The sequence below is a fragment of the Nocardioides sp. L-11A genome, assembly GCA_029961745.1.
GTDB lineage: Bacteria > Actinomycetota > Actinomycetes > Propionibacteriales > Nocardioidaceae > Nocardioides.
Genome location: CP124680.1, coordinates 452765 through 479096, shown reverse-complemented (window position 1 = coordinate 479096; position 26332 = coordinate 452765). Strand labels below are relative to the sequence as shown.

19 protein-coding genes are annotated in these 26332 nt (G+C 74.4%); 7 read left to right on the top strand and 12 right to left on the bottom strand.

Annotated elements, in window-relative coordinates:
- Positions 1–56 precede the first annotated feature (56 nt).
- From recD to QJ852_02140, 8 genes are read right to left on the bottom strand one after another with little or no spacing between them, the layout of a single operon-like run.
- Entirely contained in the window at positions 57–1877 is a 1821-nt protein-coding gene (recD, locus tag QJ852_02175) for an exodeoxyribonuclease V subunit alpha (protein WGX97251.1), read from the bottom strand.
- Complete coding sequence (locus tag QJ852_02170; protein ID WGX97250.1) at positions 1874–5272, bottom strand: UvrD-helicase domain-containing protein; 3399 nt, start codon at positions 5270–5272, stop codon at positions 1874–1876. The genes recD and QJ852_02170 overlap by 4 nt, the downstream gene beginning before the upstream one ends.
- Positions 5269–8706 (bottom strand): exodeoxyribonuclease V subunit gamma, encoded by a 3438-nt coding sequence (gene recC / locus QJ852_02165; protein WGX97249.1) that lies wholly within the window; start codon positions 8704–8706, stop codon positions 5269–5271. The genes QJ852_02170 and recC overlap by 4 nt, the downstream gene beginning before the upstream one ends.
- A 47-nt stretch (positions 8707–8753) precedes the next feature.
- Complete coding sequence (locus QJ852_02160) at positions 8754–9176, bottom strand: PIN domain-containing protein (GenBank protein ID WGX97248.1); 423 nt, start codon at positions 9174–9176, stop codon at positions 8754–8756.
- Complete coding sequence (locus QJ852_02155) at positions 9173–9424, bottom strand: type II toxin-antitoxin system prevent-host-death family antitoxin (protein ID WGX97247.1); 252 nt, start codon at positions 9422–9424, stop codon at positions 9173–9175. Before QJ852_02155 ends, QJ852_02160 begins: the two co-directional genes overlap by 4 nt.
- Positions 9425–9459: 35 nt before the next feature.
- On the bottom strand, positions 9460–10644 hold the full coding sequence (locus QJ852_02150) for a TetR/AcrR family transcriptional regulator (GenBank protein WGX97246.1): 1185 nt from the start codon (positions 10642–10644) through the stop codon (positions 9460–9462).
- 13 nt (positions 10645–10657) lie between these two features.
- On the bottom strand, positions 10658–11611 hold the full coding sequence (locus QJ852_02145; GenBank protein ID WGX97245.1) for a patatin-like phospholipase family protein: 954 nt from the start codon (positions 11609–11611) through the stop codon (positions 10658–10660).
- Positions 11608–12192, bottom strand: a complete 585-nt coding sequence (locus QJ852_02140; GenBank protein ID WGX97244.1) for a sugar O-acetyltransferase — start codon at positions 12190–12192, stop codon at positions 11608–11610. Before QJ852_02140 ends, QJ852_02145 begins: the two co-directional genes overlap by 4 nt.
- Positions 12193–12319: 127 nt before the next feature.
- Between QJ852_02140 and QJ852_02135 the strand changes: the two genes are divergently transcribed.
- From QJ852_02135 to QJ852_02115, 5 genes are all read left to right on the top strand, one after another.
- Entirely contained in the window at positions 12320–12823 is a 504-nt protein-coding gene (locus QJ852_02135) for a hypothetical protein (protein ID WGX97243.1), read from the top strand.
- 93 nt (positions 12824–12916) lie between these two features.
- On the top strand, positions 12917–14977 hold the full coding sequence (locus QJ852_02130; GenBank protein ID WGX97242.1) for a histidine kinase: 2061 nt from the start codon (positions 12917–12919) through the stop codon (positions 14975–14977).
- The gene (locus QJ852_02125) at positions 14974–15660 is read left to right on the top strand and encodes a response regulator transcription factor (GenBank protein ID WGX97241.1); all 687 of its coding nucleotides are present in this window, start codon (positions 14974–14976) and stop codon (positions 15658–15660) included. Before QJ852_02130 ends, QJ852_02125 begins: the two co-directional genes overlap by 4 nt.
- 122 nt (positions 15661–15782) lie before the next feature.
- Complete coding sequence (locus tag QJ852_02120) at positions 15783–16490, top strand: hypothetical protein (protein WGX97240.1); 708 nt, start codon at positions 15783–15785, stop codon at positions 16488–16490.
- Positions 16487–17992 carry a hypothetical protein gene (locus tag QJ852_02115; GenBank protein ID WGX97239.1) on the top strand — a complete coding sequence of 502 codons (1506 nt, stop codon included), beginning with the start codon at positions 16487–16489 and terminating at the stop codon, positions 17990–17992. The genes QJ852_02120 and QJ852_02115 overlap by 4 nt, the downstream gene beginning before the upstream one ends.
- 86 nt (positions 17993–18078) lie before the next feature.
- Here the strand turns inward: QJ852_02115 and QJ852_02110 are convergent, their stop codons facing one another.
- Together QJ852_02110 and QJ852_02105 are read right to left on the bottom strand one after the other, a co-directional pair.
- Positions 18079–18618, bottom strand: a complete 540-nt coding sequence (locus QJ852_02110; protein ID WGX97238.1) for a PGPGW domain-containing protein — start codon at positions 18616–18618, stop codon at positions 18079–18081.
- Entirely contained in the window at positions 18615–19106 is a 492-nt protein-coding gene (locus QJ852_02105; protein ID WGX97237.1) for a nuclear transport factor 2 family protein, read from the bottom strand. Before QJ852_02105 ends, QJ852_02110 begins: the two co-directional genes overlap by 4 nt.
- Before the next feature lie 47 nt (positions 19107–19153).
- Here QJ852_02105 and QJ852_02100 point away from each other — a divergent pair, with 47 nt between their 5' ends.
- Entirely contained in the window at positions 19154–20725 is a 1572-nt protein-coding gene (locus QJ852_02100) for an adenylate/guanylate cyclase domain-containing protein (GenBank protein WGX97236.1), read from the top strand.
- Between the two features lie 90 nt (positions 20726–20815).
- On the opposite strand, the gene QJ852_02095 is transcribed toward QJ852_02100, so the two are convergent.
- Together QJ852_02095 and QJ852_02090 are read right to left on the bottom strand one after the other, a co-directional pair.
- A complete protein-coding gene (locus QJ852_02095; GenBank protein ID WGX97235.1) occupies positions 20816–21400 on the bottom strand; it encodes a TetR/AcrR family transcriptional regulator in 585 nt (194 codons plus the stop codon).
- Complete coding sequence (locus tag QJ852_02090) at positions 21397–24414, bottom strand: MMPL family transporter (protein WGX97234.1); 3018 nt, start codon at positions 24412–24414, stop codon at positions 21397–21399. The genes QJ852_02095 and QJ852_02090 overlap by 4 nt, the downstream gene beginning before the upstream one ends.
- Positions 24415–24606: 192 nt before the next feature.
- Between QJ852_02090 and QJ852_02085 the strand changes: the two genes are divergently transcribed.
- Positions 24607–26325, top strand: a complete 1719-nt coding sequence (locus QJ852_02085) for an FAD-binding dehydrogenase (protein ID WGX97233.1) — start codon at positions 24607–24609, stop codon at positions 26323–26325.
- Positions 26326–26332: the final 7 nt, after the last annotated feature.

The window sequence follows — 26332 nt, the reverse complement described above, 5'->3', positions numbered from 1 at the left end:
GCGAGCCCACCGGTTGGGCGCGGCAGCAGTCCGGGCTACTCGACGAACGAGTGGGGCTATCCGGCGACCTCGGGGACGTCCGTGAGGCGATGCCGCAGCCCGGTGGCGCGCTGGGCGGTCGTCGTCACCGCGGCGCGGACGGCGGCCTCCGAGCCGACCACGAGCAGGCTCGCCCGGGCGCGGGTGACGGCGGTGTAGAACAGCTCGCGGCTCAGCAGGCGCGAGCCCTCCTCGGGCAGCAGGACCGCGATCCGGGTGGCCTGGCTGCCCTGGCTCTTGTGGATGGTCATCGCATGCATGGTCTCGATCGCGCCCAGCCGGCCCGGGGCGAAGGGGCGAGGAGCGCCGGCACCGGCGATCCAGGCGCGGGGGCGGCCCGCGGGGTCGGTGACGACGACGCCGGTCTCGCCGTTGTAGACGTCGAGGGCGTAGTCGTTGCTGGTGACCAGGAGCGGGCGGCCGGCGTACCAGGCCGAGCCGAGGGGGGCTCCGAGCTCGGCGGCGAGCCACTGCTCGACATGCCGGTTCCAGACCCGCACGCCGTAGGGGCCGTCGCGGTGGGCACACAGCAACCGGAAGCCCTCGATCTCGGCGAGGGCGGCTTCGGCACCGGCCCCGAGCGCGGCCTCGCGCACGCGCAGCGCCGCCGCGGTGCACTCGTCCTGCAGGGCCGTGACCGGGTCGTCGGTCTCGACCCAGACGACCTCGCCGGTGCCGGCCCGGAGCACCTCGAGCACCCGGTCGGCCGTCTCGTCGAGGTCCGGCGAGTCGTCGCGCAGGGCCGCGGCGAGCTCCTTGATCTCCTCGGTGGAGCGGTGGTTCTCGGTCAGGGCGACCACCGGGGAGTCGGGATGCGCCGCGAACCCGGCGACCAGGTCGGAGAGCACTGCGCCGGCGCCGACGGAGGTGAGCTGGCGCGGGTCGCCGACGAGCACCAGCCGACTGTCGGTCCGGACCGCCTCCAACAGTCGGGCCATCATCGTCAGGTCGACCATGGACGCCTCGTCGACGACGACCAGGTCGTACTTGAGCCGGTTGCCGCGGTCGTGGCGGAACCGGGTCGCGTTGTCGGGGCGCCAGCCGAGCAGCCGGTGGAGCGTCATCGCCTCGGGGGGCGCGACCTGGTGCTCGCCGTCGCCGAGCGCACCCAGCGCGCCGAGCTCGGCCGTCACCGCCTCCTGCAGCCGGGTCGCCGCCTTGCCGGTCGGGGCGGCCAGCGCGATCGACATCCGCCGGTCGTGGGCGACCGCGAACTGGTCGGCCAACGCCAGCACCAGCCGCGCGACGGTGGTGGTCTTGCCCGTGCCCGGGCCACCGGTGAGGACCGTCGTGCGGTGCCGGGCGGCATGCTCGACCGCCGCGGCCTGCTCGCGACTGAGGTGCCCGCCGCTGACCCGCTGCAGCGTCGCGGCCAGCACGCCCTCGTCGACGGCCGGGGTCGCGCGCCGGCCGAGCCGGGCGGCGAGATCGGTGGCGACCTGCCGCTCGAGCCGGTGGTAGCGGTCGAGGTAGACCAGGTCGTGCTCGACGTGGAGCACCTCGGCGGCGACCAGCGCGGACGCCTCGATCGCGGCCGTCCAGTCCGCACGGTCCGGCCAGGCGAGGTCGGGCAGGTCGGGCAGGTCGGGCAGGTCCGCCGGATCGGGCAGCGCGGCGAGGTCGAGGCCGACCGATCCACCCCGCACGGAGCGGACGGCGAGGGCCGCGGCGAGCAGCACCCGGTCGTCGTGCTCGCCGGCCAGGGCGGCGACCCGCTCGGCCACCCGCACGTCGGCGGCGTCGACCACGCCCGCGGCGTTGAAGGAACCGAGCAGGCCCCGGGCACCGCGGGCCAGGCGGGGATCGTGGTGGGAGGTGGGCTCGAACAGCTCGGTCATCGGGTCCCTCCGGCCGGGCCGGCTCCGTCGAGCAGGTCGGACAGCGCGACGACCAGCGCCACGGGCGGCTCCCAGGTGAAGATCCCGCACGGCGCCCCGTCGACCCGCGGCGTCTCGGGGCCGCACATGCCGCGCAGGTAGAGGTACGCGACGCCGCCGAAGTGGCGGGCCGGATCGTAGCCCGGCTGCCGCCAGCGCAGGAAGCGGTGCAGCACGACGGCGTACAGGAGGGCCTGGAGCGGGTAGTCGGAGTGCCCCATCGCGTCGTCGAGGGCGGTCGGCCGGTAGGCACCCGCGGTGAGCGGCGCGTCGGTCGGACCGAGCCAGTTGGTCTTGTAGTCGATGACGACATACCGCGGGTCGCCGCCGTCGCCGGAGCGGAGCCGGAGCACGACGTCGATCGACCCGGTGAGATAGCCCCGCAGCACCTGGTCGCCGAGCAGCGGGTTGGCGAGCGCGTCGGCGTACGCCCGGACCGGGTCGTCCTCGGGCAGGTGGGTGCGCAACAGGCCGGCGATGTCGCCGAGCAGGACATCACCGGCGGGCGCGCCGGCCCGGCGCTCCGGGTGGTCGCCCCCGACGAGCGGCAGCTCGAAGTCGAGCTCGCACAGGCGGTCGGCGGTGCCGACCCGACGCAGCGTCGTGTCGTCCATCAAGGGGCCGAGCGGGGTGTCGAGCACGGCGACGAGGGCATCGGCGAGCTCCTCGGCGTCGAGGGGCACCGGCCACCAGGTCAGCTGCTCGGCGATGTGCCCGAGCAGCTCGGTGCGCAGGTCGGGGGCCCCGGGATCGGTGTGCTCCAGCACGGCGTGCACCAGCGAGCCGAAGGTGGCGCCCACCGGCAGGCCGGCCATCGGCGAGGGGACGGCGAGGGCGGGGTCGTCGGCCCCGGCCTCGACCAGCGCGATCTCCTTCTCGTCGTCCTTCGGCTCCACCTCGGGCTCGCTGCCGACGGCGAGCGGGGTGCCGAGGTCGACATTGCTCAGGGCGGAGTAGGACGTGCGCCGCCAGCCGGTGTCGACGGCGCGGGTGAAGTCGCGGGCGGCGAGCGCGGCCGGTGGAGCGGGCGCCGGGGCGGGCGGTGCGGCCGCGGGCTCGGCGACCTCGGGCACGAACGCGCCTCGGTCGCGCCACGCGGCGAACAATGCGGTGGCGGCGTCCTCGTCGGGCACCGGCGGGGTGACGGGGACGTCGGCGCGCAGCCCCGCGCCGTCGGTGGCGGGCTGGCGCAGGAGCAGCCGGTGCAGCGGCGAGGCCTCGGCGTTGCGGGTCGGGGCCCACCAGGCCACGACCTGGCTCTGGGCGCGGGTGAGGGCGACGTAGAGCAGCCGCAGCCATTCGCCGTTCTCCTCCTCGGCCCACCGCCGGCAGTGGTCGGACCAGTCGGGGCCGGAGCCGCCGACGTCGAGGCAGCGCCGGCCGGCGGCGTCGTGGAACAGCGGCCGGTCGGGCTTGCCGACCCAGCGGTCGGCGAGGGACGGCAGGTAGACGACGGGATACTGCAGGCCCTTGCTGGCGTGGATGGTGACCAACTGCACGGCCGCGGCGTCGGAGTCGAGGCGGCGGGTGCGCTCGGCGCCCCGGCCCTCACGCGCCTCGAGGACCTGCTGGCGCAGCCAGGCCAGGAGCGCGACCGCTCCCATCTGCTCGCGCAGCGCGGCCTCGTGGAGCACCTCGCCGATATGACGGATGTCGGTCAGCGTGCGCTCGCCGCCGACCTGGCCGAGCAGCCGCGCCGGCAGACCCCCGGACGTGGCGGCCTCGACGACGGCGGCGACACCGCGCCGGCCCAGCGCCTCGGACCACGACCGTAGCCGGTCGCCCAGGTCGTCACTCAGCTCGTCGCCGCCGGCGTCGAGGGCCGCGGCGTCGTATCCGAGGAAGCAGGTCAGCGCCGCGGCGCGCACCCGGGCGGTGCGGTGCGGCTGCTCGAGCGCCTCGAGGAGGGACAGCCACTCGACGGCGGCCGGGGTGGCGAACACGCTGCCGCCGCCGGCGATCACGGCGGCGACGCCGACCTCCTGCAGCGCGGCGCGAGCGGCGGCCAGGTCGGCGTGGCGGTAGCAGATCACCGCGATGTCGTTGGGGCGCAGCGGCCGGCCCTCGAAGGTGGCGTCGCCGGCGAGGAGCGCGCGGACGTCGTGGGCGAGGTCGCGGGCGATGTGGGGACGGACCTTCGCGACCGGCAGCGCGGTGGTGCCGCGCTTGCCGAAGGTCTCCCGACGCACCACCCGCAGCCGGAACGGCGCCGGGCGGGGCGCTCCGGCCAGCCGGGAGCCCGAGTGGTGGGCCTGCACGTCGTGGACGACGATCCGCGGGTCGCCCAGCTCGGCGCCGCCGAGCAGGTGGCCGAGGCCGGCGAGGAGTTCCGCGTCGCTGCGCCGGTTGACGGCCAGGGTCTGGCGGGTGGTGGCGGTCTCGGCCGCGGTGAGGTACGTCGACACGTCGCCGCCGCGGAAGGCGTAGATCGCCTGCTTCGGGTCACCGATGAGCACCATCGTCGCGTGGCCGGAGAAGGCGCGGTCGAAGACGGTCCACTGCACCGGGTCGGTGTCTTGGAACTCGTCGACCAGCACGATCCGCCAGCGGGCCCGCATCCGCGCCCGGGCCGGTGAGTCGGCCGGTTCCAGCGCGTCGGCGAGCTGGCGCAGCAGGTCGTCGTAGGAGAGCACGCCGAGGCGGCGCTTGCGCCGGTCGAGCTCGGCGCGGACCGCCGTGGCGAAGGCGACCTTGCGCCCGGCCGGGTCGTCGCGCGGCAGGTCGGCGGGCTCCAGCTCGGCCTGCGGGTCACCGACCACGGTGCGCGCGATGGCGAGGGCCTCGGTGTGCGAGAAGGCGGGGCCGGTGCCGTCGGGCAGTTGGGCGAAGGCCCGGAGGTAGAGGTCGTCGACGACCTCGACCAGCAGGTCGTCGAGATCCTCGACGAGCCGGGCCCGGGCGTCGGTGTCGCCGGCGACGCCGAGCGAGTCGAGCACCAGCGAGCAGAACTGGTGGATCGTGGCGATGGTCGCGGCGTCGAAGTCGGCCAGCGCCTGGGTGACCCGGCGGTGCCGCAGGAGCCGCTGCTCGGGCGGGCAGTCGAGGAGCTGCGCGATCACCTCGGTCGGCTCGGCGGGGACATCGGCGGGCTCCGGGCTCAGCGCGCGCTCGGCCTCGACCAGCTGGTGGCGGACCTGCTCGCGCAGCTCCTGGCTGGCCGCCCGGCCGAAGGTGACGACGAGGAGCTGCTCGAGCGGGACCCCCTCCTCGGCGACGTACCGGGTCACCAGGGCGCCGATGGTCCAGGTCTTGCCGGTGCCGGCGCTGGCCTCGAGGAGGGTGGTCCCGGTCGGCAGCGGTCCGCGGATGTCGAACGGAGCCATCGGCGTCGGGGCGGGGCGTCCTGGAGCGCTCATAGCGGGCCCACCTTCTCGGCGCCGGCCAGGAGCGGCTCCCACAGGGTCCAGGCGTACGCCGGCAGGCCGGCGTCGATCAGCACGGAGACCGGCGCCGCCGGCCCCCAGACCCGGCGGTGCGCCGGGTCGTCGTCCTCACCGGTGATGCCCCACGGGTTGAAGGGGTCGGTGGTCCAGGCCGCGGCCGCGGCGTCGACGGGGTCGATGTCCATGCCGCGCAGCTCCTTGGCACGGGCCTCGGCCCAGGCGTGGGCGGTGCGCAACGGGAGAGGAAGGGGGTGGGTGGCGCCCTCGTCGTAGAGGGCGACGACGGCGGCGAGCCACGCGGCGGCCCGGTGGTCGAGCGGCCCGGCGAGCGCCCGCTGGGGACCGCCCTTGGCGCGGGCGACCGCGTGGCTGGTCCAGTTCTCGTCGGGATGGCTGGCGCTGAGGGCGACGACCTGGAGCCAGCCCGCGAGCCGCTGCCGGGGACCGGGGCGGGAGTAGGTCACGTCGACGACCTGGTTGCCGTGGACGCGCGGCACGGTGCCGGTGAGCCGGCGCCCATCACCGAGGTCGACGTCGACGTCGACGCTGCGGGCGGGCGCGGCCCGCAGGGGGGCGCTCTGCCGGAGCAGCGCCTGACAGTCGCGGACGACGTCGGCGAGGGTGCCGTAGCCGAGCCCGAACGGGGGCAGCGAGCCGCGCAGCTGCTCGGCCAGCATGACCGCCTCGCCGGTGCGGGCCGGGTCGTCGGAGGAGAGGACCGCATGCAGCAGCCGGTCGCCGATGCCCCACTTCTCCAGGTTGTCGAGGTCGACGGGGATCGCGTCGGCGACCTCGCCCGGCTCGAACGGGGTGGCGACGTCGAGGCGCCCGCGGAGGAAGGAGCGGGCCGGACGGAGCACGAAGTCGATGAGGTCGGCGAGCGAGACGTCCTGCACGGGGCGGGCAGGCAGCGGGCCGTCGAGGAAGACCGGCACCGGCGTCCGCTCGCGCACCGAGGCACGGGCTCCGGCGAGCGAGGCCCGGTCGAAGCTGAACGGGCCGGCACCCACGAGCGCGCCGGCGAGGTGGTTGCGGGGGTCGAACGCCTGCAGCGGATGGCGGACCAGGAGCTGGGGGCGCACCGGCGCCGCGGTCGTGCGGTCGAGCGCGTCGAGCAGCTCGCCGAGAGGGACGGCGGGCGGCCGCTCCTGCCCGGTGTGCTCGGCGGCTCCGGTGTAGGTGACCATGAGCCGCTCCCCCGCCGCGAGGATCGCGTCGAGCAGCAGCTGCCGGTCCTCGCCGCGCAGGTCGCGCTCGCCCACCCGGGGCCGTCGGCCGAGGACGTCGTCGCCATGGCTGCCCGTGGACCGCGGGAAGACGCCGTCGTCGAGACCGACCAGGCACACGACCCGGTGCGGCACGGACCGCATCGGCACCATCGTGCTGACCGTCAGCATGCCGGTGCGGAAGTTGCCCCGGGTCGGGCGGCCGGCCAACCGGCCCTGCAGCAGCGCCCGCACGTCGGCGAGCCGCAGCGGCACGCCGGTGTCGCCCGTGTCGCCGGTGTCGCTCGGGTCGCCGCCGGCGCCGGCCCGGGCCAGCTCGCGCTCGAACTGCGGCAGCTGCCAGGCCTCGTCGTCGTCGACCTCGCACAGGTCGCGCACGCCGTCGGCGAGCGCCGCGAACCACTGCTCGGCGGCGCTCGCCCGGTCGAGCGAGGTCAGGCAGGCGCCGAGCCGGGCCACCGCCTCGCTGAGCCGGCCGACGAGCTCGATCTCGCCGCTGGCGATGTCGTCGACGGGCAGCCCGCGCCCGACGTGGCGGTGCTCGTCGTCGCTCATCGCGACCCCGAGCAGGAGCCGGTCGAGGCCGGCCCGCCAGGTGTTGTGCTCGAACCCGTCCATGGCGTACGCCGCCCGCTGGGTGGCGTCGATGCCCCAGCGGATGCCGGCCTCGGCGACCCAGCGGGTCATCCGCGCGAGGTCGTCGTCGGTGAACCCGAACCGTCGCCGGCACACCGGCCGCGCCAGCAGGTCGAGGACCTGGGACGCGGTCGCGCGACCGCCGGCCAACTCGACGAGGACCACGGCGACAGCGAGCAGCGGGTTGGTGCTGCTGGTCGCGCGGTCGGCGAGCCGGACCCGTAGCTGGTGGGCGGGGTGCAGCCCCGTGCCGCCGGGGCTGCCCGTGCCACCCGGTCCGGCTGCCCCGGCCGGCTCACCGATCAGGTCGCCCAGTCCGAAGCCGGCCGAGATGAGCGGCGCATAGGTCTCGACGTCGGGGCACATGACGACGATGTCGCGCGGCTCGAGGGTCGGGTCGTCCTCGAGCAGCCCGACGAGCAGCTCGCGCAGCACCTCGACCTGCCGGGCCGGACCGTGGCACGCATGCACCTCGACCGAGCGGTCGCCGGCCCGCAGCACCCGGCCGGACCGGACCTCGTCGGAGGGCACCGCGTTGGCCCGCAGGTCGGACTGGAGCCAGCCGAGCAGGTCGTCGGGCGCGGCCGGGTCCGGCACCGCGCCGACGTCGGCCGCCTCCCCCGCGCGCACCCGCGCGCCGAGCACGGTCGCCAGCTCGCGGGCGTCGCGCCCCAGTGAGGCGAGCAGCGGGTGGTGGGCGAGCTCGGCCGAGGGCGCCCGGTCCCGCGGGCCCACCTCGACGCCCGCCGTCGCCACCGCCTCCCAGAGCGCCGCCGACGGCTGGGCCAGCCAGAGGTGGACGTCGCGGTGCGCCGCCAGCGCGACGAGCAGGTCGATCTCGGTCTCCGGCAGCCGGGTGTGGCCGAACAGGGAGAGCCGGTCGGGCAGGTCGAGACCGTCGACCGCACCGGACCGCAGCGCCGCGCGGACCCGGTCGTGCCGGACGTCGGGTGGCTCGGCATGGCCGGCCGCGGCCATCCGGTCGACCAGCCGCCGCCACAGCTCGGCCTCCCAGGCGAGGTCCGCCGCCAGCGGCTCGCCCGCGCCGTCGGTGTCGCGCCCCGCACGCCAGTCGCGGACCAGCGCGGGACGCTGCACGGCGTACGACGCGAACAGCTCTGCGAGCCGCCGCGCCACCGACCAGCGCCGGCTGCGGCGCAGCTCGCCCGCCTCGCCGTCGAGACCGTGCCCGAGGTGGGTCGCGAGGGTCGCGCACCAGGGCTCGCCGAGGGAGTCGTCGATGGTCGCGAGCAGCGGCCACACGAGGCGGTCGGGGTGCCAGGCGTCGTCGCGATCGCGACCGAGCAGCAGCCCGACCAGCGAGGCGGGCTGCAGGAAGCGCACGCCCGCGCACACACCGTCGCCGCCCCGCGGACCGGTGCCGAGGCGGTGCGAGAGCCGCTGGGTGAGCCAGCGCTCCACGCCCTTCGCCGGCACCACGACGACCTCGCTGGCGAACGGGTCGGCGAGCGGCACGGCCAGCAGCTCGCCGAGCTCGTCGGCGAGGAGGTCGGTCCGCGCGGCGCGGTGCAGGTGCAGGGTCATCGGGGCCGAGATTAGTGGCGGGGTCCGATCGTTCCGAGGTCGACCGGTCAGCCGGCGCCACCTGGGGAGTCCCCGGCGTCGAGCAGCGGGTCGTACACCCGAAGTCCCAGATTCTCCGCGACCGCGCGCAGATTCAGGTCGTGCGTGACGACGACCGTCTCCGCTCCGCAGGCGATCGCCGAGGCCAGGTGCACCGCGTCGGTGGTCTTCACATGGTCAGTGATCGCCTCCGCCACGCTCAGGATTCCCTCCGTCAGGAGGACCAGCGCAACGTGGTCGAGAACAGCATCCCGTTCGGCCAGGGGGATCTCCTCCCGGCGGAGCACCCGGGTGAGCTGGGTGCGGAGGAGGCGCGAGGAGACGATGCTGTCCGCGGGGTCGGCCGTGACCGCGTCGAACCACTCCTCGGCGGGTCGCGAACCGAGCAGTGCGTGGACCGCGACCGAGGTGTCGAGGTAGTACCGCGTCACCAGTCGGATTCCATGGCGCTGAGCAACTCCTCGACCGAGGCCGCGGTCCGCAGCCGCCGCCGTGGGCGCTCGGTCAGCCGCGAGCCGGCGTGCGCACGCTGAGGAATCAGCTCCGCCTCCGCCACCGGCGGCACCAGCCGGGCGACCTCCCGCCGATGGCGGGTCACGACATAGGTCTCGCCGGACTCGACGTCCCGCAACGCCTCCGTCGGGTTCTGCCGGAGCTCGGCGACGGTGATCGACTTCATGGGAACCATGCTACGACGTATTTGTCTACCTTCATCTACATACCGTGACCGGCCGACCGCGTTCCCAGCACCGCCCTGCCGATGCACACCAGCGCCGTGCGCTGGTCGGCCTCGGCGAGGGGCAGGCGCCGCCGCATCCGGTTCATGACCGTCTGTGTGGAGCGCACCAGGGCGTGGGCGTCGGACCGGGCGAGGTCGGGCCGGCAGGCGCCAAGGAGCGCGGCCCACTCGTCGACGTAGTCCTGCTGCATCCGCCGGATCGGCGCTCGCTCCTCCTCGGGCACGTGCACGACCTCCGAGAACAGGGCCGCCAGGGAGTCGCCCTGCGCCACGTTGATCCGCACCAGCGACGCGAGCGCCCGGTCCAGCGCCTCCGCGGGGTCACCGGTGGCCGACAGGATCCCGGCCAGGTCGAAGTGCATCGCGTCGAGGCACCGGGTGGCGACGTGCGCGAGCAGCGCGGACTTGCGCGGGAAGTGGTGGTAGAGGGTCGGTCCGGAGATCCCCGCCGCCGCGCCGATGTCGTCCATGCCCACGGCGTGGAAGCCCCGCTCGGCGAACAGGCGTACCGCGGCCGCGAGCGCGGCCTCGCGTCGCGACGCCGGCCGCAGCCCCTCGCCCGGCGCCGCCACCGGGACCGCGACGGCTCCGGGCGGCACCAGACGCCCCAGAGCCGCAACGGCCGCCGCCGCGTCGGCCATCAGCCGTCGCGCCCGCTCCCGGTCGACCCGGGCCCGCTCGAAGGCACGACCGGTGCCCAGCACCGCATGGACCGCCCAGGTGAGCACGGCTGCGTCGGTCTCGCTCGTGCCGGGCACCTCGGCCAGGACGGCGCGGCGCAGCGGCTCGAGGGCCGCCCGATGGCGCCGCTCCAGCGAGGCCGCCCGATCCGGCTCCAGGAAGACCTGAGCGCCCTGCCACACACTGCCCGGCCGGTCGGGGCGCACCAGCAGCCCCGCCGCCTCGTCGAGCAGCCCGGGCAGGCCGTCCACGGCGCCGTAGGCACGGTCGAGGAAGGCGATCTCCTGCTCGGCGGCCGCCGCCAGCAGGTCGGCCTTGCCGCGGAAGTGGCGGTAGAGCGCCGAAGCGGAGACACCCACCTCCGCCGCGATGTCCGCGACGGAGACGTCGTGGAATCCCGCGCGCTCGAACTGCCGGGCGGCCACCACGACGATCTGCTGCTTGCGGTCGCGCGGACGGCGCTGCGGTGTCTCGGGCATCGGCCGGTCCCCGTCAGTCCGGGACCCGGTCGAGGAAGTCGCTCATCACGACGCGCCCGTGGTCGATGGCGGCGTCGATCGTCGTCAGGTCGCCGCTGAGCCGCGTCACGTCGGGCGATCCGAGCGCGGGCCGCACCTCGACGAGCGTCGGTACGGCGGCGGTGGTGCCCGCGGCGAGCTCGAGGTCGTCCGCGGCGTAGGTCCGGTGACGGCCGATGTGCGCGACGCCGGCCGCCCGCCCGTGGCGCAGGAAGTACGGCGCGAGCAGTGCCCGCTCGACCCGCGAGGGCGGCACGGCCCGCTGGTCGGTGCGGCGGGTGCGCAGCACCAGCACATGGCTGGCTCCCTGGGCGAGCGCGGTGCGGAACGGCACACCCTCCGAGAGGCCGCCGTCGACATAGCGGCGATCGCCCACCCGGACCGGCGGCCCGGCCAGCAACGGGATGCAGGAGCTGGCCCGGAGGGCGGTCTGGGCGCCGAGCCGGTCCGTGACGTACGGCGCGAGGTCGGCCGCCTCGCCCGTCACGGCGTCGGTCGCGATCGGATGGAAGCCGATCGGGTTGGCGAGGATCGCGTCGAAGTCCATCGGCGTGACCTTCTCGTAGACGTGGTGGACCAGGCGACCGAGATCGACCACGGGTCCGCCCCACAGCAGCCGACGCGGGTCGGTCACCTTCGCGGCGGCGACCTCCGGCCACGCCCAGCTGCGGATCCAGCGTTGCGCCTCACCGCTCAGCAGCCAGGCGCCGTTGAGGGCGCCGCCGGAGGTGCCGTAGACGTCGTCGAAGCAGTCGGTCAGCCCGGCCTCGTCGATCGCCAGCACCATGCCGGCCGAGTACGCCGCGCGACTGCCGCCCCCCTCGATCGCCAACGCAACGCGGTGTCCGTCGTCGCGCCGGCCGGGGCGGCTGCCGGTGCGCCGCCGCTCGCGGAGGACGTCGGCGAGCGAGACGGTCGTCGTACTCACGCGGGAAGCTCTCGGACCACCCGCGCCGGGTTGCCCACCGCCAGCACCCCCGCGGGCAGGTCCCGGGTCACGACCGAGCCGGCGCCGACCACCGTGTTCGCGCCGATGGTCACGCCCGGGCAGACGATCACGCCGCCGCCGAGCCAGACGTTGTCGCCGATCGCGATGGGCCGGGCGTTCTCCCACTTGTCGCGCCGCAGACCGGCCTCCAGCGGGTGCAGCGGGGTGAGCAGCTGGACGTTCGGCCCGATCTGCACGTCGTCGCCGATGGTGATGGGCGCGACGTCGAGGGCGACCAGGCCGAAGTTCACGAAGGCCCGCGCCCCGATCCGCACCCGGCTGCCGTAGTCGACCCGCAGCGGCGGGCGGATCGCCGTCTCCTCGCCGATCGCGCCGAGGAGCTCGCCCAGGATCGCCGTACGGCGCTCGCGGTCGTGGACTCCCGTCGCGTTGTAGTCCTCGGTGAGCTCCTGGGCGCGGACGTAGGCCGCGATCAGCTCGGGGTCGTCGGCGAGATAGAGGTCGCCGGCGTCCATCCGCTCGCGCATGGTGCGGCCGTCGGGCTCGGTTCGTCCGGTCATGCCCCCCAGCCTGCCCGACGGCCCGAGTGTTCGGGGACCACGGCCTCTCGATGTCGGGTCGTCCCCGCCGGAAGGCTCGCTGCCCGCCGTCCGCGAGACGCCGCGGGCCGAACGAACGAGGAGAGCCATGTCCATCACCCTTGCCCGCCCCGCCGCGGCCGCCGCCGCGGTCCTCGCCGTCCTCGCCCTCACGGCGTGCGGCAGCGACGACCCGTCCGGCGACGGGTCCGCCGACGAGATCAGCGAGGCGGCCGACGACCTCGCCGACGCCCAGACGGACTCGGGTGTGCCCGAGGAGTGCGACGCGGCCTTCCCGATGGCGTGGGGCGAGCCGGACCTCGCCGACGCCGTCCTGCCCGCCGACTGGCCCGCGCCGCCCGCCGGAGCGGTGCTCTGCGCGGTGTCCGGCGGCGACGGCAGCGTGCAGACCGTCGACTACGCCACCGAGCAGGACGCCGCCGCGGTGCTCGACCACTACGAGGACGCACTGAGCGGGGCCGCCGGCTACGACGTGAGCCGGGAGGAGCCGCCCGGCCTCGGCCACGAGATCGTCAGCGGGATGGCAGGCGAGGCGGGCTTCCAGGTGGACCCCCGCGACGGCGGCTTCCGGCTCGCCTTCGACGGATCCTGAGACCGGTCTGGGCACCCGGGGACCGAGGGGCCCGGCCGAACGAGGACTGCGGTCCGTGCCCGCCGGGCCGCCGGATCCAGCACAATGCGGCCCATGGACGAGCGCGTCGGGAGCCGGCCCGACAGCGTCGGGCGCCGGAGGGGTGCGCTGGCGATCGTCGCCCTGACCTGGGGACCGGCCCTCGGCGCGGTCGCGATGACCCTGGCGGCGGGTGCGCCCTTCGACGACGTCCCCTGGTACGCCGAGCGCAGCTTCTTCGCGCTCTACGTGCTCATCGCGCTCACCACCGGCCCCACCTCGGCCATGATCGTGCGTCGCGGCGACCATCCGGCCGGCTGGCTCACGGCCTTCATCGGTGTCGGCTTCGGCGCCTCGGCCTTCGCGCTGGCGTGGAGCTTCCTGACCTGGTCCCACCCCGGGCTGCCCGGCGCCGGCCTCGCCATCCACGCCTCCGCCTGGCTCTCCGCGCCCGGCGGCTTCCTGGCGATCACCGTGCTGCCGTGGCTGCTGCGTCCGGGCCACCTGACCCGGATCCGGCGGGCCCTGGCCTGGGTCGGCTTCCTGGCCACCGGGCTCATCACCCTGCTGAGCCTGGTCAGCCAACAGCCCGAGGCGCCGCCCAATCCCCTGTCGCTCGCCGGCACCGTGGTCGGCACCGTGGTCGACACCGCGACCCTGCCCCTGATCTGGACCTGCATCGGCGCCTCGGCCGTCGTGGGACTCCTCGCCGTCGCCGACGTGGTCCGCCAGTGGCGCACCGAGCCCCGTGACGGCGCCCGCGCGTACGGCGTCCTGGCCGCGGGTGTCGCGCTCATGTTCGTGGGCATGGCGATGCTGCAGCTCTGGCCGCCCGGCTGGGGCCGCGCCACGGTCCAGCCGCTGGGCGTCCCGACCATCGCGATCGCACAGGTCCTGCTCTGCCTCTCGGTGGTCGTCGTGGTGCTGCGCACCTGGGACCGCGGGCCCGACATCGTCGTGCCCCGGCTCGTCGTCTGGGCCCTGCTGTCCTCGGTCGTCGCCCTGCTCTACGTCGGCTCGGTGGGCCTGGCCATCCGACTGCTTCCGGTCAGCGACGATGCGGCGCGCACCCTGGTCGTCGCGGGCCTGGCGCTGGTGATCCACCCCCTGCGTCAAGGGCTGCAGAGCCGGGTGGACCGCCTCGTGCACGGCGGCGCCGCGGACCCGGTCCGGCTGCTCACCCAGCTCGGTCGGCAGGTGCGCGGCGAAGGCCGCAGCGACGTCCTGCCGGCCCTGGTCGAGAGCGTCCGCGACGGCCTGCGGCTCGGCCGGGTGGCGGTCGTGTCGACGGCCGAGCCGCTGGTCGCGGTGAGCAGCGGCGTCGATCGCCCGCCGGCGCCGGCCGAGCACCGGGCGAGCGTCCGACTGGTCGTGGACGATCGCCATGTCGGCGACCTGACCGTGCTGGCGGCGCCCGGCCAGCGCCTCGACGCGCGCACCCGGCGGGTGCTCCGGTCGCTGTCCGACGTCCTCGCCCTCAGCCTCGACCTGGTCCAGTCCCAGCTGCGCCTCCGGGCCGCCTCGGAACGCCTCGGCGAGGTGCGGCACGAGGAGCGCCGGATGCTGCGCCGCGAACTGCACGACAGCCTCGGTCCGGCGCTGGCCGGTGTCGGGCTGGGCCTCGCCGCGGCACAGCGCCGGCTGCTGCACGACCCGCAGGGCGCCTCCGCGCTGATGGACGAGATGCGGGCCGAGCTGACCCGGCGGACCGAGGACATCAGGATGCTGGCCCGCTCCCTCCTGCCCGTCCAGCTCGACGACGGCGACCTCGCCGCCGCCCTCGACGTCCTGGCCACCCGGTTCCGCGGCGCCGGGCTCGAGGTGCGCACGGCGGTCGACCCGGCGGCCGCGCTGGACACCCGGCACCAGATCGCGGTCTACCACGTGGCCACCGAGGCGCTGATGAACGCCTACCGGCACGCGCGGGCCGCTACGGTCGACCTGGCCGTCATGATCCCGGACGACGGCGGCGTCGTCCTCGACGTCGTCGACGACGGCTGCGGCATCGGCGAGGCCCCCCGGACCGGGGTCGGCCTGTCGTCGATGCGCGAACGGGCCGACGAGCTCGGCGGCACCGTCGTCGTGGAGCCTCGCCCGGAGGCTCCCGGAACCCGCGTGAGGATGGTGTTGCCATGAAGCCGGACGAGTCGCCCCGGATCCGGATCGTCGTCGTCGACGACCACCCGGTCTTCCGGATCGGGATGTCGTCGCTGCTGGAGGAGACCGGCTTCGACGTCGTCGGCCAGGCCGCCTCCGAGGAGGAGGCGGTCACCATCGTGGCCGCGACCGCCCCCGACGTCGTGCTCATGGACCTGGACCTGGGCGGCGGGTCGGGCGCGAACGCGACGCGCGAGATCCTGCGCGCCCGTCCGACCACCGGCGTCCTGGTCGTCACGATGTTCGGCGACGACGAGGCGCTCTTCGGGGCGCTGCGGGCCGGCGCCCGCGGCTATCTGGTCAAGGGCGCGGAGCCGGAGGAGATCGAGAGCGCGGTGCGCGCGATCGCGGCCGGCTCGGTCATGCTCGGTCCCCAGGTCGCGGGTCGGGCCGTGGACTTCCTCACGGGCGCGCGCAGCGCCCGCGCCGGTGTCTTCGCCGAGCTGACCGACCGGGAGCGCGAGGTCCTCGAGCTGGTGGCCCGGGGGCACGACAACGCCTCCATCGCCCGGGTGCTCGTGCTGACCACGAAGACCGTGCGCAACTACGTGTACGCGATCTTCACCAAGCTCGACGTCACCGACCGGGCCGCCCTGGTCGTCAAGGCCCGGGAGGCCGGCATCGGCGTGAGTCGGCCCGAGGGTGGCGACCCGGCCGACTGAGCCCGGGCGATCGGGGACGCCTGCACCTGCCGGCCGGGCTGCCGGGCGGGCGAGGGTGACGGGACCGCCGTAGAGCACGGCGGACGGCGCCGACGCGCCGCTCCCGAGAGAGCCGGATCTCCATGTCACTCGCCACCGATCCACGGGAGGCCCCCGTGCCCGTGGACTCCTCCCGCTTCCATGCCTGGCCGCTGTGGATGAGCGCCGCCGGCCTGCTCGGCATGGTCGGCACCCTGTTCACCGACCAGCGTCCCGCCGGGGAGCAGCGGTCCTCGGACTACACCGTCTCCGTGGCGGACATGCCCGAGCTCGAGCACCTGCCCTTCCGCATCGGCGGCTTCGGCGGCTTCCTCTGCGTGGCTGCGCTCCTGGTCTTCGCGGCCGTCTGGCGGCGCCGGGTCAGCCAGCGCTACGACTGGTCGGTCGGCGCGTCCGTCGTGTCCTTCGGTGCCGTCGCCGCGGCCGGCACGCTGACCCTGGCCTACGGCTGGAAGGGCGCGCTCGGCAACTACCTGCACGGCGCCGTCGAGGAGGGCACGTACGACGACGCCGGCCTCTACACCTACTACGTGATGAACGACTTCAGCCCGTTCATCGCCGCCCTGCCGCTCGCCGTCGCGCTCGGCGGCATCGCCTGGATGGGCCTGCGCGAGGGCCTGGTCACCCGAGGTCCCGCCGTCCTGGCCGGCCTGGTCTGCCTGCTCGCGTTCGGCGCGGTCGCCGCGACCGGCGTACCGGGCCTGCCCTTCATCGCCCTGCCCGGCTTCGTACTCGTCGGCGCCTGGCTCTCGCTGAGCCGCAGCCGCATCACCCAGGAGGAACTGTCATGAGAAGGTCCCGCATCCTCGGCGCGCTGACCGCCGCCGCACTGCTCGTCGCCAGTCCCGCGGCAGCCCAGCCGATGGACCCCGAGGATCCGGGCGATCCGGGCCCGGGGCCCGGCGCGATCGACCGGACACCGCCGACGATCAACATCGACTACCCGACGGGCGGCGTCGACGGCTGGTTCCCCGGACCGCGCACCGTGCCGGTCCTCGTCGTCGACCAGGGCACCGGCGGCGGCGCCAGCTCCGGGGTCGGGCAGGTCAGCTACACGATGACCGGCGCCACCGAGCACGAGGAGATGTTCGAGGGTCACCGCGGCAGCATCCCGGTCAGCAACGAGGGCTCGACCCAGATCGACATCGTCGCCACCGACAACAACGGCAACCGCGCCGACGCGACGATCTGGGTCGGCATCGACCGGGTGGCGCCGACCATCACGTTCGCGCCCCACCTGGCGCACGGCGCCGAGTACGCACTGGGCCAGCGGGTCCTCAGCGGCTTCAGCTGCTGGGACGGCCACTCCGGTGTGTCGACCTGCAACGGGAGCGTCGCCCCGGGCACGCCGCTGAACACCGCCACCCCCGGCACGCGCACCCTCGTCGTCACGACCACCGACCCGGTGGGCAACGCGCGGCAGGCGAACCTGACCTACCACGTCCGGAGGGGCACCTTCACCGTCCAGCAGCCGCCCACGATCTCCGGCGCGCCCCGGGTGGGCGAGACGCTGACGGCGACGCCGGCGACCTTCGCTCCGGAGCCGACGACGGTCGAGCACCGCTGGTACCGCGACGGCTCCGAGCTCACCGGCTTCGACGACGCGACCTACACCGTGCGACCCCAGGATGCGGGGAGCGCGATCCACTACGCGTCGATCCCCGTCCTCGAGCACCACGACGGCGTCCCGGCCACGTCGAGCCCACTCACCATCGCGAAGTCACTCGAGGCCGACGGCCCCGCCCGGATCACCGGTGAGGCGAAGGTCGGCGGTGTCCTCACCGCCGTCGCGCCCGGCGTGACCGAGGTCCTGGTCGAGACCCTGCTGCCGCAGCGGGCGGCGGGCGACCAGCTGACCTACCAGTGGCTGCGCGACGGCCAGCCGATCGCCGGCGCCACCGCGTCGACGTACCGTCCAGGAGCCGCGGACGCCGGACGCTCGATCGGCGTGCGGCTGACCGTGCAGCGACCGCAGTTCGAGCCGCTCACCCTGCAGAGCGCCGGCACCGCTCCCGTCGCGCGGGCAGCGGCGCAGGTCAGCGCCAAGGCCAAGCCGAAGGCCCGCGGCAAGGTGAAGGTCAAGGTCGCGGTCACCGCCCCGGTCCTCGCCGACGGCACCGTGGTGGTCCGACGGGGGAAGAAGGTCGTCGGTCAGGCCGTCCTGCGCGACGGCCGGGCGACCGTCGTACTGAAGAAGGGCCTGCCGCGCGGCAAGGTCAAGCTCCAGGTCGGATACAGCGGTTCGGCGGCGCTCGACGCCGCGAGTGTGACCGTCAGGGCGAAGGTCCGCTGATCGACCGCTGATCGACGCCGGGGACCTGCACCCGGCGGGACGGGGTGGCACCGACCGGTGCCACCCCGTTCGGCTGTCGAGGAGCGCTACCGCTCGTCGTCGCGGTGCCGGCGCTCCTCGGCCCGGTCGCGCATCCGCTCGCGCTGCTCGTGGGCCTCCTCGTCGGCCTCGTCGATCTTGCTCTCCAGCGCCGCCACGGCCTCCGGCTTGCCGTGGAAGCGGCGGAACGAGTAGACGATCAGGGCCAGCGCGATGGCGCAGGACAGCAGCAGGGTGATCCCCGTCCAGACGCCGCCCGGGAGCCACCAGCGCTCCGCGATCGGCCACCAGTCCGGCGTGTCCGGGTCGACCAGCCAGGTGATGCCGAAGGCGCCGATGGCGAGCGCGCCGACGGTGGACATGATCACCCGTGGCCAGGTCTCCACGCCCTCGGCCGCAGCGCGCAGCGCCCGCAGCATCACGGGGTCGAGGAGCCGCTCGGCCCAGGTGTACTGCTGCGACAGCACCGCCAGCCCGGCCGCCATCAGCAGCAGCCCGGGACCGGGCAGCACCAGGGCCGCGATGCCGGCGAGCAGCAGGACCCAGCCGAGGACCTCGAGCAGGACCCGCTTCGCCGCGCCGGTCACCGGCCGCCGCCGAACTTGTCGAGCCAGGTCAGCACGTCCGCGTCCGCGTTGCCGTGATCGGCCGCGATCCGCGCCCACCGCTGCGCCATCGCGTGGAAGCGGAGCGGGTTGTAGACGTCCTCCTCGCGCGAGAAGAGCCCATCGCCGGCGTACGTCATGATCGTGATGTTGGGCTCGCTCAGCATCGTGCCGTCGCCGGGATCGGGCATCGGGTTGAGCACCTCGCAGACCAGTCGACCCTGATCGGCGTCGACGACCTGCCAGGAGATCGGGAAGCCCGGCATCATCCGGCCGGGGTACGCCGTCATGGTGCGCACCGCCCAGTCCCGGATCTCGTCGCGGCCGGTGAAGGTGCCCATCGCGTGCTCGACATAGACGGCATCGGGGGTGAACAGGTCGGCGTACCCGGACCAGTCGCCGGTCGCGACGAAGCCGGCGACCTTCTCGTGGAAGGCGGCGTAGGCCTCGGTGATCTCGGCGGCGCTCATGCCGCCGATCCAATCAGAGGACGACAAGCGGCACTACGCTTCGGCCCATGCCACGTCGGTCCCGCTCCCTGCGGCGCGGCCCGTTCGGGTCCCGGATCCTGGGCCCGCGCGACCAGGGGCCGCGCCAGCTGCGGATCCGGATCCAGGTGCTGCTGACCGTGATGCTGGTGACGACCAACCTGGTCGGCGCGCTCGTGGTGTTCGTCATCAACACCTGGGCCATCCCCTCGCCCTCGCCCAACCGGGCGATGGTGGTGGCGCTCGCCATCGCGATCCCGACCTATGTCGTCCTCGCCGCGATCATCGGTGCGATCTGGGGCACGACGTCGTCGCTGCGGGCGCTGCGGTGGGCGACCCAGCCCGAGGTCGACCCCGTCCACGCGCAGCGCGCCCGGGCCCTGCGCGTGCCGCTGTCGCTGACGTCGGCCCAGTTCTTCATCTGGATCGTGGGGACGATCCTGTTCACCGTCCTGACCGCGCTGCTGCAGCCCGCGCGGGCCGTGGGCACCGGCCTGACCGTCGGGATCGGCGCCGTGGTCGTGTCCGGCATCGCGTACCTGCTCACCGAGTTCACGCTGCGCCCCATCGCGGCCCGCGCACTCGCCGACGTCAAGGTGACCCAGCGGGTGCGCGGCGTCGGCGTCGGGCCGCGGATGGCGATCTTCTGGACCCTCGGCACCGGCGCCCCGATCGTCGGCCTGCTCATCGCCGCGATCCTCGCGCTCACGCCCGCCGGGTCGGACGCGACGCTCGCCCAGCTCGCCGTCGTGACCATCATCGTGTGCGGGATCGTCCTGGTCTTCGGATTCCTGCTCACCGACCTCAACGCCCGTTCCGTGGTCGCGCCGCTGCTGTCGGTGCGCGACGCGATGCAGGAGGTCGAGCACGGCCGGCTCGACGCCGACGTCGTCGTCTACGACGGCACCGAGCTCGGCCAGCTGCAGAGCGGCTTCAACTCGATGGTCCACGGCCTGCGCGAGCGCGAGCAGATCCGCGACCTGTTCGGCCGCCACGTCGGCCAGGAGGTCGCGGCCGCGGCGGCCGCGCTCGGCGCGGGCGAGATCGAGCTCGGCGGCGAGACCCGGGTCTGCTCGGTCCTCTTCGTCGACCTGGTCGGCTCCACGACGTACGCCACCCAGCACGGGCCGGCCGAGGTCGTCGCCGTCCTCAACAGGTTCTTCGGAGTGGTCGTCGACGAGGTCGACCGGCAGCACGGCCTGGTCAACAAGTTCATCGGCGACGCGGTGCTGGCGATCTTCGGCGCCCCCGTCGAGCTGGCCGACCACGCCACCGCCGCCCTCGCCGCGGCCCGCGCGATCGCCGCACGGCTGGTCGTCGAGGTGCCCGAGGTCGCGGCCGGCATCGGCGTCGCCACCGGCCAGGTCGTCGCCGGCAATGTCGGCCACGAGCAGCGTTTCGAGTACACCGTCATCGGCGATGCCGTGAACTCCGCCGCCCGCCTCACCGACCTCGCCAAGGACGTCCCCGGCCGGGTGCTCGCGTCCGGGGACTCCGTCGCCGCCGCCGCCGCCACCGAGGCCGCCCACTGGGTCGACCACGGCGAGGCGGTGCTGCGGGGCCGGGCCGCCCCGACCCGGTTGGCGGCGCAGCGCTTGTAACTAAGGGTTACCCCACGAATTCCGGTGCAACAACGCCCGGGTAGTAGCCACAGCACCCGGGTAGTCGAGATTCTGTAACACTTAGTTACATCACCCCAGCGCGTCGAGCGCCCGGCCCACCTGCGCGACCAACCGCGCCGGGTCCACCTCCCCGGACGGTACGGCGGTCAGCTGGGCGTCGCGCTGGAGCACCGCGAGCCCGTGCACGGCTGCCCAGCCCACGGTGGCCAGCTCCTCGGTCGGCACCGACGCGGCCCAGCCGGTGGCCTGGGCGGTGCCGACCAGCTCGCGCATCAGCACCCGGTGCTCGAGCCGGGCAGCCCCGAGCCGCGGGTCGTCGGCGTGCAGCAGCTCGGGCCGGAACATCACGTCGAACATGGTCGGCCGGGAGGCGGCGAACTCGACGTACGCGACCGCGGAGGCGACCACCTGCTGGCCGCCCTCGGCCGGCAGGTCGGCCACGGCCGCGCGGGTGCGGTCGAGCAGCAGGTCGAAGCCCTCGACGGCGAGCGCCGTGAACAGCCCGGCCCGGTCGTCGAAGTGGTGCGCCGTCGCCTGGTGCGAGACCCCGACCCGGCGGGCGATCGCGCGCAGACTGGCCTTGGCGAGCCCGCAGGACGCGATCTCCTGCTCAGCCGCCCGGAGCAGCCGCTGACGCAGGTCGGCGTTCCTCATGCCGACGATCCTGCCCCATCCCGCGCCGCGTGCTCCGCCGGGCGTTGCGGCCACCACAGCCGGCGGCCGAGCACGGTGGCCAGCGCCGGTACCAGCAGCGAGCGGACCACGAAGGTGTCGAGCAGCAGCCCGACCGCGATGGTGAAGCCGACCTGGCCGATGGTGGTGACCCGCCCGGCCAGCAGGGCCATCATCGACACCGCGAAGATCACGCCCGCCGAGGTGATGACGCCCCCGGTGACCGCGGTCGCACGGGCGATCCCGGAAGCCGAGCCGTCCGGAGCCTCCTCGTGCATCCGCTTGGTCAGCAGCAGGTTGTAGTCGGCACCGACCGCGACGAGGACGACGAAGGCGACCGCGGCGACGGTCCAGTCCAGCTGGATGCCGAGGCCGTACTGCCACACGAGCACCGAGAGGCCGATCGCGGCGCCGTACGACAGCACGACCGTGGCCATGAGGGCGAAGGCCGCGACCAGGCTGCGCAGTAGCAGGAGCAACACGAGGAAGACCGCCACCAGCGCGAACCCGGCGATCACCTCCAGGTCGGACACGGAGTAGCGCCGCAGGTCGGCGTTCGTGCTCGCCATGCCGGTGGTGACGATCTCGGCGTCGTCGAGGCGGGTGCCGTTGAACGAGGTCTCGACGATGGTGCGGATCTCCTCGACCCGCTCGGACGCCTCCGGGCCGAAGGCGTCGGTCGCACCGAGGACGGCGAAGCGCGCGGTGCGACCGTCCGGGGAGAGGTAGAGCCGCATGGCGGCGGCGAAGTCCTCGTCCTGCAGCGCGGTCGGCGGCAGGTAGAAGCCGCCGCTGATCGGGTCGTCGGCGGCGGAGCGGGTCTCGCGCAGGTGCCGTGCCGCCGCCTCGAGCCCGTCCTCCAGGGCGGGCAGTGAGGCGGCGACCTCCTGCGTCCCTCCGCGCAGCCGTCCCACGCCCTCGGCGAGCTCCTCGGCACCGGCCGACAGGTCGCCGAGGCGGTCGGCGAACTCCCGCTGGCCGTCGGCGACCTGCCGGCTGCCGTGACGCGCCTTCGCCAGCCCGGCCCGGAGCTGCTGTAGTCCCGTCTGCAGGTCGCCGGTGCCGTCCGCGAGCGCGCGGGCACCCGCAGCGGCCTGCTGCAGGCCGGGCAGCAGCTGGTCGCGCTCGGCCTCCCAGATCATCTTCAGCCCGGTGCGGGCCTGCCGGCAGGCCGGGTCCAGGCCGCAGGTGAGGCTCTTGGTGGCGAGGGCGTCGTGGACCAGCGCGAGACCGTCGACCGCGAGCTGCACCTGTCCCGCGGCGGCCTCCAGGCCGTCGGCGAGGCCGCTCGCGCCGGCACGCAGGTCCCCGCTGCCGGTGATCGCCGCGCCCGCGCCGTCGAGCAGCGTGGTCATCCCCTTGGTCAGCCGGCCGGTCGAGGAGGCGATCCGGTCGGCCCCCTCGACCGCCCGGCCCGCGCCGTCGGCCAGCTCCCCGGCACCGGCGTCGAGCTGACCGGCACCGTCGGCCAGCCGCTCCGCGCCGCTCGCCCCCTCGGCGACCTCGCCCTGGGCCCGGCCGAGCTCATCGCCCACCAGGCCGGCCTGGTGGGCGACCGACGCCTCCGCGATCGGTACGCCGAGCGGGCGGGTCACGCCGCGGACCAACTCGACACCGTCGTGCTGGGCGGCCGCGGCCGCGGCGCGTTCGAGGACGGCCAGGTCCTTGCTGGTGCGCAGGTCGTGGTCGGCGCGCACCAGCACGTAGTCCGGCAGCACCTCGTTGACCGGGAAGTGCCGCGCGAGCAGGGCATATCCCCGGTTGCTCTCCGCGCCGTCCGGGAGCGGGTCGCGCACGTCGTACGACAGGTCGGCGAGGGGGAACAGGGCCGCCAGCAGAGCCAGCGGCACGAGGGACGCGGTGAGCATCCGCACCGGGTGCTCGGCGACGAGGTCCGCCACCCGCTGCCACACGCCGGCGGCGCGCGAGTCGCGGGGCTCGGCCCACCCGCGGCGGCCCGCCAGCGCGAGGAGCGCCGGGGTCAGGGTCAGGCTGACCAGCAGGTTGACAGCGATACTGACCGCGACCGCCGGCCCCGTGGTGTTGAAGAAGCCGAGGTCGGCGAGGGCCATCGCGAGGGTCGCGAGGACGACCGTCACGGCCGAGCCCGCGATCACCGAGCCGACCCGGGTCGCGGCGACCGCGGCCGCTCGGGTCGGCTCGATGCCGAGGCGACGCTGCTCGTGGTAGCGCGCGACGAGGAAGACGGCGTAGTCCGTGCCGGCGCCGAGGACGATGGCCGTCAGGAAGGACCCACTGAAGGTCGAGACCGCGAAGAGATCCTGCAGGCCACACCACGCCACCACCGCGCGGCCGAGCCCGAGGCCGAGGCCGACGACGGTCAGGATCAGCGCGGGGATGGCGAGGGACCGGTAGATCAGGAACAGGATCAGCGCGATCAGGCCGATGGTGACGATGGTGATCCGCAGGACACTGTGCTCGGTCTCGGTGGCGAGGTCGACCACCGTCGCGGTCGGCCCGGTGACCTCGACGGTCAGCCCGGCGGGAGCGTACTCCGAGGCGATCTCGCGGACGGCGGCCACCTGTCGCAGCGACGACGGCGCTCCCGTCGCGCCGGTGATGCCGACCAGCAGGTAACGCGCCTGGCGATCCTCGCTGGTCAGCGCCTTGCGCAGTGCGGGGTCCCGCACGTCCTGCACGAACGCGACGTCCTCGCTGTCCTTCGCCAGCTCGGTCACGAGCAGCTCGGCGTAGCCGCGGTCCGCCCGGGTCAGGCCCGAGGTGCGCTCCATCGCGACCACGATGAAGCTCTCGCTGTCGCCGCTGCTGAACTCCTCGTTCATCAGCTCGACGGCCCGCATGGACGGCGCGTCCTTCGGCACCATCGGCGAGGAGTCGCGGCCGGCGATCTCCTCGAGCTGCGGGACGGCCACGTTCATCACCGCGGTCACGGCCAGCCAGGCGAGGACGACCCACCCGGCCCGTCGTACTACGAAGCGGGCGTAGCGGGCGACCTGGTCGCGCTGAGCGGGCACCCCCGGAAACTAGAACCGGTTCCTTGCCAGTGGCAAGGAAGTGTGGCGTGGGCCACTCCCGCGCTGGCGCGCAGCGGGGCCTTCGCGACTACCCGGGCGCTGTTGCTACTACCCGGGTGTTGTTGCGCCCCTTTTCGAGCGGTAACCCTTAGTTACAAGGGCCGCGACCGCCGGTATGGCAGGCTCCCCCGCGTGAGTGCGGGCAGCGTGGAGCAGGGATTCGAGCCGGACGCGATCGTGGTGGGCGCGGGGCTGGCGGGGCTGGTGGCGACCTACGAGGCGACCCGGGCGGGCAAGCGGGTGCTGGTGCTGGACCAGGAGAACCGGGCCAACCTCGGCGGCCAGGCGCACTGGTCGCTGGGCGGGCTGTTCTTCGTCGACTCCCCCGAGCAGCGCCGGATGGGGATCAAGGATTCGGCCGACCTGGCCTGGCAGGACTGGCAGGGCTCGGCGGCATTCGACCGGATCGGCTCGGACCCGGACGACGCGGGCCCTGAGCGGGGCGAGGACCACTGGGGCAGCCGCTGGGCGAGGGCGTACGTCGACTTCGCCGCCGGCGAGAAGCGCGCCTACCTGCGCGAACTCGGGCTCAGGTCACTCACCTTCGTCGGCTGGGCTGAGCGCGGCGACGGCTCCGCCAGCGGCCACGGAAACTCGGTGCCGCGCTTCCACCTCACCTGGGGTACCGGCCCCGAGGTGGTCCGGGTCTTCCTCGAGCCGGTCGAGGCCGCCGAGGCTGCCGGCCTGGTGCGGTTCGCCTTCCGGCACCGGGTCGACGACCTGATCGTCGAGGACGGCGCCTGCGTCGGCGTGCGCGGCTCGGTGCTCGAGCCGTCCGACCTGGCCCGCGGCGAGAGGTCGTCCCGCGAGGTCGTCTCCACGTTCTCCCTGCGCGCCCCGGCCGTGGTCGTCACGTCCGGCGGAATCGGTCACAACTTCGAGCTGATGCGGGCCAACTGGCCCACTGACCGGGTCGGGCCCGCGCCGGAGCACATGATCGCCGGCGTACCCGCCCACGTCGACGGCCGGATGCTCGCCATCACCGAGGCCGCCGGCGCCAACCTGGTCAACAAGGACCGGATGTGGGCCTACGTCGAGGGCATCCACAACTGGGACCCGGTCTGGCCCGACCACGCCATCCGGATCCTCCCGGGCCCCTCGTCGATGTGGTTCGACGCCGACGGCCACCGGCTGACCGGGATGTCCGGCGTGCCGGGTGCCGACTCGATCGGCTCGATGAAGCAGATCCTCGCCACCGGCGCCGACTACTCGTGGTTCGTGCTGACCCAGTCGATCATCGAGAAGGAGTTCGCGCTCTCCGGCTCGGAGCAGAACCCGGACTGGACCGGCAAGGACGTCAAGATGATGCTCAAGGAGCGGCTCGGCAAGGGTGCCACCAGTCCGGTCGAGGCGTTCAAGGAGCATGGCTCGGACTTCGTCGTCGCATCGTCCCTCGACGAGTTGGTCGTCGGGATGAACCGGATCGCCCGCGGCGGCAGGGTCCTCGACGTCGAGGTGCTGCGCAAGCAGATCGAGGACCGCGACCGGCAGATCGACAACGCCTACTGCAAGGACGCACAGGTGATGGCGATCCACAACGGCCGCAAGGACCGCACCGGCAAGATCATGCGCGTCGCCAAGCCCCACAAGCTCCTCGACCCGGCCCATGGCCCGCTGATCGCCGTCCGCCTCAACATCTTGTCCCGCAAGACCCTCGGCGGCATCGAGACCAACCTCGACAGCCAGGTCGTCCGCCCCGACGGCTCGCCCTTCCCGGGCCTGTACGCCGCCGGTGAGGTGGCCGGCTTCGGCGGCGGCGGGGTGCACGGCTACAACGCACTGGAGGGCACCTTCCTCGGCGGCTGCATCTTCTCCGGCCGCGCCGCCGGCCGCGCCCTCGCCCACCGTTGACTTTCCC

Coding starts and splice junctions, on each gene's coding strand:
- recD (WGX97251.1), bottom strand. CDS start 1,877: ATGACCGAGCTGTTCGAGCCCACCTCCCACCACGATCCCCGCCTGGCC.
- QJ852_02170 (WGX97250.1), bottom strand. CDS start 5,272: ATGAGCGCTCCAGGACGCCCCGCCCCGACGCCGATGGCTCCGTTCGAC.
- recC (WGX97249.1), bottom strand. CDS start 8,706: ATGACCCTGCACCTGCACCGCGCCGCGCGGACCGACCTCCTCGCCGAC.
- QJ852_02155 (WGX97247.1), bottom strand. CDS start 9,424: ATGAAGTCGATCACCGTCGCCGAGCTCCGGCAGAACCCGACGGAGGCG.
- QJ852_02150 (WGX97246.1), bottom strand. CDS start 10,644: ATGCCCGAGACACCGCAGCGCCGTCCGCGCGACCGCAAGCAGCAGATC.
- QJ852_02140 (WGX97244.1), bottom strand. CDS start 12,192: ATGACCGGACGAACCGAGCCCGACGGCCGCACCATGCGCGAGCGGATG.
- QJ852_02135 (WGX97243.1), top strand. CDS start 12,320: ATGTCCATCACCCTTGCCCGCCCCGCCGCGGCCGCCGCCGCGGTCCTC.
- QJ852_02130 (WGX97242.1), top strand. CDS start 12,917: ATGGACGAGCGCGTCGGGAGCCGGCCCGACAGCGTCGGGCGCCGGAGG.
- QJ852_02125 (WGX97241.1), top strand. CDS start 14,974: ATGAAGCCGGACGAGTCGCCCCGGATCCGGATCGTCGTCGTCGACGAC.
- QJ852_02120 (WGX97240.1), top strand. CDS start 15,783: ATGTCACTCGCCACCGATCCACGGGAGGCCCCCGTGCCCGTGGACTCC.
- QJ852_02115 (WGX97239.1), top strand. CDS start 16,487: ATGAGAAGGTCCCGCATCCTCGGCGCGCTGACCGCCGCCGCACTGCTC.
- QJ852_02105 (WGX97237.1), bottom strand. CDS start 19,106: ATGAGCGCCGCCGAGATCACCGAGGCCTACGCCGCCTTCCACGAGAAG.
- QJ852_02100 (WGX97236.1), top strand. CDS start 19,154: ATGCCACGTCGGTCCCGCTCCCTGCGGCGCGGCCCGTTCGGGTCCCGG.
- QJ852_02095 (WGX97235.1), bottom strand. CDS start 21,400: ATGAGGAACGCCGACCTGCGTCAGCGGCTGCTCCGGGCGGCTGAGCAG.